Below are 14,004 nucleotides of genomic sequence, written 5' to 3'. Positions count from 1 at the left end.
TCTCCTCACCACCAATCATCTTATAAGCAGTCTAAAGAATTATCTCTGCCTCAAGCCTTTACGCCATTGCTCCAAAGATTTTTTCATATTTTTTTCTATCTCTTCAGCCTCTGCAGTTCCTGCCAGATTTTCACTTTCTTTTGGATCATTTTTCAGATCGAATAGCAAATAGATTTCATCTGTTCCGTTAAACACTGCCTTATACGATTTTTCTAACAGCATTGTTTCACCATAAAGTTGTGCTATAATCCGTTCTTTTAATTCTCCACTTCCGTTTAAAAATGGGAGCCATGAGCGTGCATGACCAATTTCTTGTTCTATGCCTAATAAGTCGCAGCAAGTTGCACCTATATCCATTAGTTCAACCGGTTTGTCTATTTCACATCCTTCTTTTGAAGGTAATAAAATCATCATCGGGACTTTTATAGAAGTTTCAAAAAAGGTCTGTTTAAATAGCAAACCATAGTCTCCATTTTGTTCTCCGTGGTCAGCAGTAAATACAATGATGGTATTGTCCAACATCCCCCTATTCTTAAGACAGCTTAAGATTCTCTTGATCTGATCGTCTATTAAGGTAATATGTCCATAATAGCTGCGACGCAGAGCAGAAATATCGTCCGACGTCATATTTAATATATCTTCTGTAAGATTTGGATCATATTTGCCATTTAATATCTCATCATACACTCCCTTAGGACGGTTTGGATTAAAAGTATAAGGTGCATTAAGAGGCCGGGGCGGCATCATATCTTTATAAAGCTCTACATAATCTTTTGGCGTATCCCATGGTTCATGTGGCCCGCCAAAACCTACTGTACAAAACCATGGCTTTTTTTCTGATACGTGTTCTAAATACTCAATTGCCCGATTAGCAATATACACATCTGCATAATCTCTCGTCTCCAATGGCGTTGGACTGCTGTCATATACATGTCCATTTTTATAACGTCTATCCATATCTTTGCAGTAGCATTCAAGCAGACCCCTTTTTTTCAAGTAGTCATAATAACTTGATTTCTTTTTCCCATATGTACGTGGTCCCGGAAGTTCATCTACAATATCGTATCCATATCCCCTTGTTTGTTCTTCCTTATCCCGCATATCTGCCGGGAATTTGTGAAGGTGAGCCTTACCGAATAGTACTGTTTCATATCCCGCTTTTCGTATCTGCTGCATCCAAGTAACAGAGTGGCAGTTAAGCCCTTCACAGCTATTATTATTGATCCCCAGCTCTTCTGGATAAAGACCTGTCGCAAGACTTGCCCTTGCAGGCATGCACAGTGGTGAATTTGTATAACAGTTTGAAAAGCATATGGATTTTTCCGCGATTTCATCGAGACAAGGGGTCAGAATCCCACTTGTCAAATGTCCCATAGCATTATAGACAAACTGGTCTGTCATAAGAAATAAAAGATTTTTTTTCATGGTTCCTCCTAACTTAACCATTCAGCAATAAAATTTTATAAGTTCTTTACCTTCTTTTTTCAAGTGCTTTCGTGATTTCAGCGTGCATTTCATCCGTAATCTCATAAAAATGCATAGAAATCAGAGAGGCAATATATCCTAAAATCGGCATTCCAAATCTTAAAAAGACAATTGTAGCCAGTACAAGTTCTGTTTGTACCGAATTTGCCGTAAAACCAACCATTGCTAGAATAAAGCTGGCTCCAGAGGTTCCTACTGCGATGCACAGCTTATTCATAAATGTAAATGTTGAAGCTATCACTCCATTTCCGGATATTCCTGTCTTATACTCCGCATAATCTGCACAATCCGGAAGCATAGCCCATGCCAGTGAACTTGGCAATGCGGAAATTAAGCCAAATATAACCAGTAAAATCATTAAGATATTCGCAGGAACAACCGGTTTTACAAGTAGAACTGCCAATGGGATAATGGACGCAAATGTTCCCCACCAATATAATCTTTTCTTCCCGAATTTCTTTACCAATACCGGCATTACAATATTTGAAATGACACCTGTGATAGTCAATGCTGTCGCTGAAATCGCGACAAGATCCATTCTGTTCAATACATATTTGAAGTAATATACATTTGCTGCCATCAACGCTGAGTTTGCTATCATGTCTGTACCAAAAGCAATGATAAGCATTAGTAAAGGTTTGTTCTTTGTAATCAAATGTGCTTCTTTTCTGAAATTTATTTTTTTTCGTTTTATTTCCACATCAACAGTATCGTACTTTTTTACTGCAGAAGCAACGCTCCAGAAACATATAGTAACCAGAACTCCGACAAGACCTCCGTATGTTCTCCAGCCCATAACTCCTCCGCCGAATAGTTCTACAAGTGGCAGTGCAAAAGAAGTAATAAAAAATTTGCCCACCTGAACCATGATGTTCTTCCATGATACAACAATTGATCGTTCCTTTGCATCCTTTGTCAAAACAGGTACTAACGCCTGAAATGGTACTCCGACCACTGTAAATGCCAGCGAATATGCTATGTAAGCCACATACAGGAAGATAACCTTCAAAGCCGGCGTAAGATCTGGCGAACTGAAAAGCATGAAAATCAAAAAGCCTAATATGGGAGCCCCGAACATCAAATATGGTCTGTAACGTCCTCTTTTTGTTCTCGTCTGGTCAGCGATAAATCCCATAATAGGGTCAGTAATCGCATCGATTACTTTTGTAACAAGCATCAAGCCCGCTACTGTAAACGCTGTAATGCCAAAAATATCTGTACAAAAGAATGTCAGATAAGCCAGTATAATCTGATTGGTCATACTATATCCTACTCCACCAACCGAATATTTACCAAAATTTAGATAGTCTGTTTTTCTATTTTTGCCCCCATTGCCACTGTTTGTCATACAACTTTCCTCTCTTTCTTTTATTTTTTACAAGGACTTTATAAGTTGTTATTACTCTAACCGATTTACCTTACATGTTTCTATGCCATATGGCACACTTACTATATTTTAGATATTATTTACATTTTTTCTCTTAATTTTTGTTCAATTACTACAACTTCAGTGTACAACTATTTCAAACATAATCTATTTTTTCTTGTAAAAACTAACAAGCTCTCCTACAATTTTGAATTTGCAGAAGAGCCTACTGACTGTTTTATTCTCTTTTTAATAAGTCTAAGTCTAAATAACCTTTTTCTTCATAAAATGTCAGATCCATTTCATTTATATTTACTACTTCTTCCTGTTTAATTGCTAACTTCACCTCATCTTCAAGACTTATATAATGGTACTTTTCATACTTTGTAAATTTAGGCGGATTATTCTCCCTGCGGAATACTTTTTTATAATCGTCAAACAAAACAAATTGATTATTTTCAACACAGCCGTCCAGACCATATTTTTTCTCATAAGCAATCAACTGCTCTTTGAACTCATTTGCGATATTTCTTATACCACATGAACTATTCTCAAATAGCAGATTTTTTGTTTCATCAGGATCGTGAAGCATATCAAATAATTCTTCTTTCGCACCGCCATAATAATAATTGTATTTATATCTCCTGTTTCTGATGCTCACCCACCGTTTGTTACCATGACTATATTCTAAATACTGTACAGTGCGATCTTTCACACCATGCTTAACAAGAATTGATTCACCAGGCAGTATTTCCGGATTTGGATACATCACTTTAGCCACATCCAAAAAGGTGGGCAAAAGATCATTTAAATCGACGAATCTTTCATCCTTACTTCCAGCCTCTATTCTTCCTGGATATCTTGCTATAAAAGGAATCCTTGCAGAGCCGTCATATGGCAAGAATTTTTGATATGTACCATAATCCCCAAGCAATTCTCCATGATCGCTGGTAAATATGATTAAAGTATTATCATATTCCCCCATATCTTTTAGCTGTTGTATTATCTTTCCGATATTATAATCCACAAAAGAGATTGCTGCCATATACAATTCACGTACTCTTTGCAGATATTTCTCACTGGGATAGTCTGTCATATCTCTTTGTTCCTCCGCCAATTCAGAGATTGGGGTTATTGTTTTCTTCACAGGCGGAAGCTTCACATCTTTGTAGAGATCTGCCCACCTTTCAGGAACATCCAGAGGTGGATGTGGAGCTATAAAGCTACTCCACAACATAAATGGCCTTTTTCCATCATTTTGTTTTAGATGATAAACGCTCCTTTCTGCCACCCAGCTGCTCCCATGATATTCTTCTGGTAACAGTGACCGCTGAGGCATCATATAAAGTATATGCCGGACTCCATGGATACTTTGGATGTCTTTATATCCTTTTTCCTGAAGATACATTGCATATTCATCGTCTTCTAAGTGTCTCGGAATCTCTTCCATAAGTTCCATTTTTGTAAAACCATTATGCCGCCTGCATGGCTGAAAATGCATTTTTCCCACAGCTATCGTATCATATCCACTGTCAGATAAGATTTGTGCAAATGTAGGAAGATCTTGTGGAATCGTCCTTGCATTTTTATCAAAATAATTATCATCAAATCCATGAAATTTTGCTGGTAATCCCGTAATAATATTGTGTCTTGCCGGAAGACAGGCAGGATTTGGAGAATACGCATTTGGGTAGCAGCATCCTTCCCTTGCTATCTGATCAAGATTTGGTGTTATCATATGTTCATATCCCATAGCGCAGATAGTATCGTATCTCTGTTGGTCAGTCGTAATCAATAAAATATTGGGCTTTTTCATCTCATCTACCTCCCTGTGTGTTTTCGTCTACTAACCATCGTCCGTCTGTGACCATCCTCCCCATAAATAAATCCAAGAATTCTTGTGTCTCTTTTGGAGTTACGGTTACTCCGATAGCATGTTCACCACACCCAAAATCTCCACACTGATATAGTTTCTTTTCCTTTAGATTTCGCTTTACTTTTCTGCTTTTGTCAACAAATCTTCTAATTTTATCGGATCATGATGTTCCTGTTGCAACTTTTTGAGTCTTTCTCTCATTTCTTCTACTTTAGAATAATATTTTTCTATTGTTGCAAGGTTCACTTTCTCATATGGATCACTTTCTAGATCGTACAGTTCATCCAGATCGTCTTCTGTGCAAACATATTTCCATTTTCCGTCCGTAATCATTCTTCCGATTATTGTAAGTCCATAGCCATGCCCATAAGTCTCACACATTAATTCCTTTCTCCACTGATTAGCTTGTTCTTTATGGAGTGCCAGATCAAGCAGGCTTTTTCCATCTACCGGGTTAGAAAATTTTGTCTCCGCTGCATCTAACATTGTCACCGGGATGTCACATGTAAACACTAACTTATCGCATATCTGCTCTGGATCGATTACTCCTTTCCACACCATTGCCATAGGAATCCTCATAACCTCTTGGGCCATATGCGAGTCTTTGTCGAAATGACCGCCCTGACATGCAATTGCATCTCCATGATCTGTTGACCATATGATGATTGTGTTCTCATCCAAGCCAAGTTCCTTAATTTTGTCAACAATCATTCCTCCCGCTGCGTCAAGCATAGTTCCATGCGCGTAGCAATGTGCCAGTATTTTCTGCCACTCCCCCCATGAAATAGGATTTGGATATATAATGTTTTCTCCATCTCCAATCGGGCGGTTTGCCTCCATATGTAGCGTATGAGGCTTGTCCTTTAACTTACTATTAAAAGTGGGATATTCCAATATTTTTTCAGGATCATACATATCCAGAAATTCCTGTGTAGGAAAAAACGGCTGATGTGGTCCCCAGAAATCCACTCTCAACATAAATGGCTTATCCGCTTTCTTCTCTGCCAGTTCCTCCAGCTTATCACAGGCTAAATTTGCTAAAAAGAAAGATTCATGAGTTTCTTTAGGCGTAACTGTGACACCAATAGCGTGTTCTCCGCACCAAAAATCTTCACACTGATATAATTTTCCTTCTTTTAACTTTGGAAAATAATTCTTTCTATCATAGTCATCCTGTGTAAAGACTCTCTCGACTCTGTGCTGTGCTCTTGGAAGCCCCCTTTTCTTTAAATAATCATCGTATTCCTGTGTATTATACGGATTCCCGTAACCTGTTTCTGAAAGGCCTTCGCAGTGATGATCATAAGCGCAACCTGGACCTGCATGCCATTTTCCATAATAATAGTTGTTATATCCTTCTTCTGCCAGTTTATCCAGGTATACTTGATGTACATATTCCGGATCATTTTCGTTATGGATCTGTCCATGTGTATGAGGGTATAGTCCCGTCAGCAGACTTCTTCTTGCAGGACCACACATCGGTGATACGCAATATCCATTTATAAAGTTGATTCCCTCTTTTGCAAATGCATCAAATTTAGGTCGAAGAGGACCTGCACTGCCATTTACACCGTGCCCATGATATGCTTGATGGTCATTCAAAATAAAAACAATATTGGGTCTCTTTGCCATTTTTAAACCTCCTGATACTTATTCACTTTAAAGTATATAATTTTCGTATCTTTATAATAGCAAATCTCCCGATACTGTCTATGCCATATGGCATTTCGCAAGCATATGTTCTTCATTCCAGAGATAGCAATTCTTTTATTTTTTTTATTTGTTTTTCATCCACCTCTATACAGCCTTTATGTATACAGACTAACTTCTCTTTCTTTAAAATATCCAATACTCTGTAAAAAGTTCTTATACTTATACCTACATTATCCGCTGTATAACTATTTTTTTCCTCAATTCTACATATCGAATGCTTGGCAGGGCTTTCCTTCCAATATTGATATATATAGTGCATCAATTGCTCCTTTGGCGTGTTAAATACCAAACGGTCTATCTCCAATGACGCATTCACCAATTTTTCTGAAATATTTTTAATGAGTTTTATCGCCAAATCCCCATTTTCTTTAATACATTCCACAAAATATTTCTGATCTATTTCTAAAACTGTACATTTCTCTAGGGCTATGCTTGTAAAATTGCCTTTCATATTCTTGTCGATTGCTTTATCTATCCCAATAAACTGTGGTGCTCTCCTTTGTGCCTGAACTTTCATCTTTCCTTTCTCGGATAGTCGGGTCATATCATAAGCCCCACAAATAATATAATATACTTTATTAAGCATTTCCTGTTCCCTGGTAATATAATGGTTTTTAGGTATTTCACGTATTTTCATATATTTATTTAAATATGGAACTATCATTTTTATATCTATTTCTTTTTCCATGTCTTGTGATTCAACAAATTTGACGATTTGATACAAATTGTCTTTTGCATTTTCTTTCATAAAATATCCTCCACCATAAACCCACATCTTTTTCATCGTAATGTAGCTGCTATTTCCAGCATCTGTTCACTGCACTTATCAAAAAACAATTTATATCCCTCACATAAATAATTACTAAAATTCCCTGTTTCATAAACAAAGTCACGATGACGTTGACATCCCCCTCTGCACAAATAAAAGTGTTTGCATTGTCTACACTCTGGCTCCAGATGCCGTGAACGTTCTATAAATCTTATATCTTCCCGTTTCTTATCCATTTCTTTCATTTTATTCTCATTGAAGTTGCCAAGCCGGTATTCATCCAACATATAGAAGTCACAAGGATATGCACCACCGTCTGCCTCAACTACATATTGCACGCCGCATATCCCTCTTTGGTCACAAGCTTCCGGTGGATAACCTAAAATCATCGCGATATAATTATCAAACTGCCGTATATATGGCTGCCTGTTTTTTTTCCAGTCACGATACCAAAGTTCAAATAGTCGTACTAAAAACTCCCCATATTGTTTTGCTGAAATTCCATATTCCGTCTTGCCATGTTCATCCCCCAACGGATCAAGACATGCAATATACTGTTGATATTTCACCCCTCTTTTTTTGTACTCTTTATAAATTGTATTGATGTTTTCTATTGTGCGCTGATTTACAACCGTTAATATGTTGTAGTCTACACCATAATCATCCATTAATTCTGTTGCTCTCACGATTCTTTGATACGTACCGCCACCTTTTTTATCATGACGGTAAGCATCATGAACTTCTGATATTCCATCAATAGAGACACCAACCAAAAAGTTATTCTCTACGAAAAAACGACACCACTCTTCATCAATTGCAAGTCCGTTTGTTTGAAAGGCATTATTCACTTGAAGATTCTTTCGATTATATTTTTTCTGTAATTCTACGGCCTTTTTAAAAAAATTAATTCCTCTTAAAGTAGGTTCACCACCCTGGTAGGCATAATTCACCGATACATCTGCATTTATCATTGTCTTTCTGATAATATTTTTAAGTGTTTCTTCTGACATGAATCCATATGATTCTTGTATCCTTTTTTGCGTCTCATCACAATAAAAGCAATAATCACAAGTCATATTACACATTCCCGATGATGGCTTCATCATAACAGTTATTGCAGGCATTTCTATAATTCCTCCTATACCCTTTGTCTCAGTTTAATAAAATATATTGCTGGCTTTTACTCCATTCTTGTATTGGGCCATAGCACAGGTTTGAGTCTTTAATTGAGGTATTATACCATATCTAATGTTCATTTTCATTACATATATTAAAAAACTCATATATGTTTTTCATTTTTCATTTGTAAAAAGAACGTATAACTCAAATCCCCGTTCATGTAAATGTGAAATCCGCGCTAATCCCCATTCAGATGACTGATGGCTGATAGTGGTCTGAACTGTTTTGAGAGTAAAGACATAGATTATAACACAACTGGCTTTGCAGTGTCTAAAGGTTCTTTCACACTGCAAAGCCAGTTTTCTTAGTTCTCCTCTGTTTCTTCTATATTATTTTTAGGAAATACGATTTCTGCTTTGAACAAGTCTGCTTCTGTCTCAATCTTTAACTCCCCGTGCTGTAATTCTGTAAAGCTCTTTGCAATCGCCAGCCCCAGACCGGACCCTTCCGTATTTCTGGAAGAATCCCCTCGGACGAATCTGTCCGTAATCTCTTCTACATTAAAGTCAAGCTCCGCGGCAGAGACATTTTTCATAAAAATATGCACCCGGGAGTCTGTCTCTGTCATTTCAATATATACCCGCGTATGAGGTAGCGCATATTTGGTGATATTGACAATCAGATTTTCAAATACTCTGTATGTTTTCTGACTGTCCAGGTTCAAAACAATCTTATGATCCGGCAGCTTCCAGCGAAATTCCAGATTCGCTTCCTTGATCTTTCTGTCATTTTCCAGCCCGACCTGCTTGAGTAAATCTACAATATCTACTTTCATATAGTGCATAATGACATTTTTGCTCGCCGCCTTACTAATCTCAAACAAATCCTCTATCAGGACTTTTAATCGAAGGGATTTTCTCTCCAGTACATCAATATATTCCCTTCTTTTCTCTTCGTCCTTTTCTGTTTTCAACAGATCTGTATACGTGATGATCGCCGTCAGCGGTGTTTTTAAGTCATGCGATACATTCGTCACCAGCTCTGTCTTCATTCGCTCACTCTTCACCTCCTTTTCTACTGCTTTTTTAAATCCTGCCTGGATTTTTTTCAATTCATTCTGAATCGGATTAAACAAGCCGATGTCCCCTTCTATCGGAGTATCCAGATCACCGTCTGCAAGCTGGTTTGTAGATTTTAACAATAATTTGTATTTATCCTGCAAATCGTGAAAGTACTTCCGCAAAAAGAAGAACAGTATAATCGAGTAGACCAGCAGTGCGAAAAGTCCGAAAAACCACATACTACATATAATCGCAAGAACAATAAAATTAATTCCGATAATTTTGAAAATAGTCCGGTTCGTTTTGTCTTGAAAGTCCAGATGCAGCAGGGTATCATACTGCTTTGCCGCAAATTTACCTGTCCGCCTGCATACCTTACCGATTCCACTTCCGATTTTCTTCCCGACGCTTCCTCCGCCCGTCTTTAACCAGCGTATCGCGCGCGCTGTCAGTGTCCTTTTCACAAAATATTCCTTCTTCATAGTAAATACAGCCCTCAAACAGGTAAAACTCCAATATACAACTACATAGAAGCAAAGCCACATGACAAAGTTAATCAATATGCCAAACATCTCATTTGCCGGACTGTTCTGCCCTGGAATAATCAGCGGTAAATCCTTGTTTATCGTCGCCATCACTACAGATGCCGGAAAATAAACCATTCCATACAGCAGCAGCCATAGAACAAGCAAGGCGACTTCCAGAGGAGCATGAAATATTGCCGCACTCCCTATGTCTAATTTTTTCCAGAACGGAAGAAGTAATGCCGCCGCGCCGGTTATCATGGCGAATACTATCATAAACGTCATCAGCCGGCTGTATCCGATAATGCCATAAGCAGATATATGCTGTATACTACTGGAAGCATTTACATATGCATTTAAGTTGTCTTCTGTCATGCCGTAGATAATCGTCACGTCCCGCGGAGTAGAAATCTCACTCCAATAAGACAACTGCGTATCTTCCATTTCCTTTAGGTAGCTTCTCTGCGCATAATACTGCGTTCGTTCGTCTACCTCTCTTCCGTTTACACTGATGTCAGAAAGATCTCCGTCCCCTTGAAACGTAAATTCAACTCGAAAAGCATACTCTGTTTCCTCTGCAGTCAATTTTTTTGCCGTATCTGCCGAAAAATTTTCTATCAGTGGATTTCCTTCCTTATCGAATACGCCGCAGTCCATGTATTTGCGCAGCAATAGGAATCCACTCTCTGTATAGTCAGCCAGAATATCCGCTTTATCTGTCTCATTCGAATACTCATTATAAAGAAAATAAATCCCCTCACACAAATCATCTGCAACTCCATAATAGGCTTCTCTTGTGATGTAACGCTCGGAGGATACTTCTTCCATATCCTCGGCCACAAGCCGGTACGTGGACAACATTCCCGCAGAACACAGGGCTGCCACGATAAGCATTGCGAGAATTCCCCAGCTATATTTGTTTTTCGATTTTGTATCCAACACCCCACACCACCTTTAAATATTTTGGATTTTTTGGATCGATTTCTATTTTTTCGCGGATATTGCGCACATGCACCATGATCGTATCTGTGTTAATCGCCTTCTCCTGCCATACCCTTTCATAAATCTCTTCTGCTGAAAATACTCTTCCTGGATTTTTTGCAAGCAACAGAAGAATTTTATACTCGATCGGTGTCAGCTTCACCGGACTACCATCCACAGATACCTCCACTGTGTCCTCATTAATTTCCAGTCCGCCGATCACATGGAGATTTTCTTTGGGCGCCAGCTTCTCCATAAATTTCTTGTACCGTCTCAGTTGGGAATTTACACGCGCCATCAGTTCCATCGGCGTAAACGGCTTTGTCACATAATCATCTGCGCCCAGGTTCAAACCGGTTATCTTGTCTACCTCCTCTGATTTCGCAGAAAGCATAATCACAGGAAAATCATACTTTTCCCGCAGCTTCATTGTCATATGGATGCCGTCCATTCGAGGCATCATAATATCCACAATCGCCAGATGGATCTCCTCTCTCCAAAATCTCAAGTCCTTCTATTCCGTCTGCCGCCTGAAACACTTCATATCCCTGACTTTTTAAATATATCTGAATCCCTTCCCTTATTTCCTTGTCATCCTCCACAATCAAGATATGGTTTGTCTTCATGTTATCCTCCTCATGTTATTGTCTGTCATCAAAATTCCTTTACCAGTATACCACATTCCTGCTGTTTGGCATCTACAGGAAGCACAGGAATCTGATTCTTTTTTACAATCCCATAATCCTGCACATGTACTTTCACAGTCGTAAAAGGAAGCGGAATCACGTATTTATCCCATCTGTGACTTAGACGGATACAGGAAGAATAGGACACACTGATACCGACAAACTCTTCTTCTGCCTGCTCTGACAGATAAAACGCCAACTTTTTCGGTTCATGTCTGGGACCAAGCGGCCCATCCAGCGCAACAGCGAGAGAACGTGTTTTTTCGTAGGAATCCTGCAAAATCTTTTTTAATTCCCGAAATGCCCGAAATCCGTCCGGCACTCTAAGCGCACTTCCTCCACACCTGCCTATCATATGTTCAATATAGTTTCCCCGCGTATCTGCCGTTACAATCACATCCACCGGATTTGTTTTATGTGCCAGTGTTTCCAACACCAGATTCATAAAGAAACTGTCCTCATGCCAGAAACCAAAAATCTGACTCGCACCATACTGGGTGTCTTCCTGCCATTGTATGGTCACTGTTTTCTTAAGAAGTAACAAATATCCTGTAAAAATATGTTGCAGTATCCACTGCCCTACTTTCTTCATTCTCATGCCCTGCTGCCTCTCCTTTCCCTGTATGACCAGCCTTCCTCCAGTTTTCTTCTGGAGTTAAGTTCCTCCTGCTTCCTTAGAATACATTGAACGTACAAGCTTTCTTCGTGCAGGGCGATCTGCTCTGCACGGTATGCCTGTGCCGAAATCAACGCCTGTCTTTTCAAGCTCTCATGTTGCCTGGGGTTTAATGCCAGCACTGCTTTTTCTGCCCACTGTTCTATATTTTCCCCAGTCCTAAATCCGTTCTTTCCATCGTGTACAATGTCATCCACACCGACTGCCTTCACCGCGATAACCGGTATTCCTGCCGCAAGAGCCTCTGCCAGCACAATCCCTTGTGTTTCCGATTTTGATGCGAATAAAAACAAATCACATGCCTGTAGATAATACTGTATTTCTTCGTTGGGAATACTGCCAGTGAACACCACTTCCTTACGTATTCCAAGCTCTTCTGCCTTCTTCTCTAGTTTTTTTCTCTGACTTCCTTCTCCAATAAACAATACTTTAAACTTCGCTCCGAGTCTCTTTTTTATTTCTGCAATTCCTTGCAGCAGAAAAAACGGATTCTTCTCTTTTTCCAAACGTGATACTGTACACAATACATAGTCTCTTCCCTCTGCATACTGTCTGCGTATACTCTGTGCATGCGCGGCGTCCTGTATATAAAAGCTTTCCTTCAGTCCAGTTGGAAGCACCTCTGTCGGTGTCCATGTACCGTTCGACTGCATCTGCTGTTTCATTCCTTCAGAAGGTGCAAACACCATATCGCACTGATTTGTAAACCAGCGCATATACCCCGGCACTACTTTTTCTTTTAGATAAGAAACTATCTTTTTCTTTAACAGCGGGCTGTTCTCTTCTATCTGAAAGCTGCGTATATAATGCAGATAATCCTCATATCTGGTATGCCAGGTATAGATCACAGGAATCTGGTATTTCTTCCCTAAGTATAAGGCACATGGCCCGGTAAACATAGGGTGGTGTACATGAATCAGGTCAAAACTTTCTCTCTGAAACAAATCTGCCGCCTCTTTGATGTAGATTCCCGGGTATACCATTCCATTTTCCATCTTGCGCTTCATCGTATGAAACCGCAGAATCCTCTCCGGTGTACTGTCATCCTCTATATATCCATCGTATTTTGGAGCCAGCACAGTCACCTCATGTCCTCGTTTCACAAGCTCCTGTGCCTGACGTTCCACAGAAACCGGAACACCTCCTACAAAGGGTTTGTAATTGTTTGTAAGCATCGCTATTTTCATGTCTGTCCCCCTCCTATGATAAAAACTGGATTGCCGCTTCTCCAAAAAAGTATCCCGCGCCGACAAATACCAGATTCCAGATAAAAATACCGAGTGCAGAGCTAACTGTGTATTTCATAAATTCCATCTGTACCATTCCTGCCGGAATCGAAATAATGGTTCTTACCATCGGAAGCAGCTTGCTTATAAAGACTCCTTTTGGGCCTTTTTCTCTAAGCAGCTCCATCTTCTCCTCAATAACTGCCTTATGTTTTGGAAACTTTCGGAAATAAAAGCCCATAACTTTCGGCCCTCCAAGCCTTCCGAGCAGATACAAAAGCCAGCTTCCTGTAAGTCCTGCCGCTACAGTCAGCACCATCACAAGTGGAAAACTGATTTCTCCCTTCGCTGCCCAGATACCGGCAAGAGGCATAATCAGGCCGGCCGGAAAACCTGGAAGGTTCAAATATTCCAATAAAACAATCAAATAAATAAAAAAGGCCCCATATTCAAGAAAATAATTCGTCAATGTCTGGATATTCATAAGATAAGCCTCCTTTAACTATTTACAGAATATACTGT

At 39.3% G+C, this 14,004-nt stretch carries 10 protein-coding genes and 1 pseudogene; all 11 read right to left on the bottom strand.

Annotation, left to right across the window (positions count from 1 at the left end):
- Nucleotides 1-39: 39 nt before the first annotated feature.
- Nucleotides 40-1,425 carry a sulfatase family protein gene (locus ACZ5C4_RS04340; RefSeq protein WP_464519923.1) on the bottom strand — a complete coding sequence of 462 codons (1,386 nt, stop codon included), beginning with the start codon at nt 1,423-1,425 and terminating at the stop codon, nt 40-42.
- Between the two features lie 46 nt (nt 1,426-1,471).
- The gene (locus ACZ5C4_RS04335) at nt 1,472-2,833 is read right to left on the bottom strand and encodes an MFS transporter (protein WP_464519922.1); all 1,362 of its coding nucleotides are present in this window, start codon (nt 2,831-2,833) and stop codon (nt 1,472-1,474) included.
- A 256-nt stretch (nt 2,834-3,089) separates the two neighbouring features.
- A complete protein-coding gene (locus tag ACZ5C4_RS04330; protein WP_464519921.1) occupies nt 3,090-4,667 on the bottom strand; it encodes a sulfatase family protein in 1,578 nt (525 codons plus the stop codon).
- 177 nt (nt 4,668-4,844) lie between these two features.
- A complete protein-coding gene (locus ACZ5C4_RS04325; protein WP_464519920.1) occupies nt 4,845-6,359 on the bottom strand; it encodes a sulfatase-like hydrolase/transferase in 1,515 nt (504 codons plus the stop codon).
- A gap of 112 nt (nt 6,360-6,471) precedes the next feature.
- Nucleotides 6,472-7,188, bottom strand: coding sequence for a Crp/Fnr family transcriptional regulator (locus tag ACZ5C4_RS04320; protein ID WP_464519919.1), 717 nt, complete (start codon nt 7,186-7,188; stop codon nt 6,472-6,474).
- A 32-nt stretch (nt 7,189-7,220) separates the two neighbouring features.
- Nucleotides 7,221-8,333 carry an anaerobic sulfatase maturase gene (locus ACZ5C4_RS04315; RefSeq protein WP_464519918.1) on the bottom strand — a complete coding sequence of 371 codons (1,113 nt, stop codon included), beginning with the start codon at nt 8,331-8,333 and terminating at the stop codon, nt 7,221-7,223.
- A 359-nt stretch (nt 8,334-8,692) separates the two neighbouring features.
- Nucleotides 8,693-10,852: a sensor histidine kinase gene (locus ACZ5C4_RS04310; RefSeq protein WP_464522304.1), complete on the bottom strand. Its 2,160-nt coding sequence runs from the start codon at nt 10,850-10,852 to the stop codon at nt 8,693-8,695.
- A pseudogene (locus ACZ5C4_RS04305) lies at nt 10,824-11,520 on the bottom strand (response regulator transcription factor). The gene ACZ5C4_RS04310 and the pseudogene ACZ5C4_RS04305 overlap by 29 nt, the downstream one beginning before the upstream one ends.
- Nucleotides 11,521-11,548: 28 nt before the next feature.
- On the bottom strand, nt 11,549-12,178 hold the full coding sequence (locus ACZ5C4_RS04300) for a hypothetical protein (protein WP_464519917.1): 630 nt from the start codon (nt 12,176-12,178) through the stop codon (nt 11,549-11,551).
- Complete coding sequence (locus ACZ5C4_RS04295; RefSeq protein WP_464519916.1) at nt 12,175-13,443, bottom strand: glycosyltransferase; 1,269 nt, start codon at nt 13,441-13,443, stop codon at nt 12,175-12,177. The genes ACZ5C4_RS04300 and ACZ5C4_RS04295 overlap by 4 nt, the downstream gene beginning before the upstream one ends.
- Before the next feature lie 13 nt (nt 13,444-13,456).
- On the bottom strand, nt 13,457-13,966 hold the full coding sequence (locus ACZ5C4_RS04290; RefSeq protein WP_464519915.1) for a DedA family protein: 510 nt from the start codon (nt 13,964-13,966) through the stop codon (nt 13,457-13,459).
- Nucleotides 13,967-14,004 lie beyond the last annotated feature (38 nt).

This window comes from Mediterraneibacter flintii (genome assembly GCF_055387595.1).
Note: the sequence above shows the minus strand (reverse complement) of the source record. Positions and strands in the feature narration are given on the sequence as shown.

Excerpts from the sequence above, each read along its gene's own strand:
- ACZ5C4_RS04340 (WP_464519923.1), bottom strand. The coding sequence starts at position 1,425 with ATGAAAAAAAATCTTTTATTTCTTATGACAGACCAGTTTGTCTATAAT.
- ACZ5C4_RS04335 (WP_464519922.1), bottom strand. The coding sequence starts at position 2,833 with ATGACAAACAGTGGCAATGGGGGCAAAAATAGAAAAACAGACTATCTA.
- ACZ5C4_RS04330 (WP_464519921.1), bottom strand. The coding sequence starts at position 4,667 with ATGAAAAAGCCCAATATTTTATTGATTACGACTGACCAACAGAGATAC.
- ACZ5C4_RS04325 (WP_464519920.1), bottom strand. The coding sequence starts at position 6,359 with ATGGCAAAGAGACCCAATATTGTTTTTATTTTGAATGACCATCAAGCA.
- ACZ5C4_RS04320 (WP_464519919.1), bottom strand. The coding sequence starts at position 7,188 with ATGAAAGAAAATGCAAAAGACAATTTGTATCAAATCGTCAAATTTGTT.
- ACZ5C4_RS04315 (WP_464519918.1), bottom strand. The coding sequence starts at position 8,333 with ATGCCTGCAATAACTGTTATGATGAAGCCATCATCGGGAATGTGTAAT.
- ACZ5C4_RS04300 (WP_464519917.1), bottom strand. The coding sequence starts at position 12,178 with ATGAGAATGAAGAAAGTAGGGCAGTGGATACTGCAACATATTTTTACA.
- ACZ5C4_RS04295 (WP_464519916.1), bottom strand. The coding sequence starts at position 13,443 with ATGAAAATAGCGATGCTTACAAACAATTACAAACCCTTTGTAGGAGGT.
- ACZ5C4_RS04290 (WP_464519915.1), bottom strand. The coding sequence starts at position 13,966 with ATGAATATCCAGACATTGACGAATTATTTTCTTGAATATGGGGCCTTT.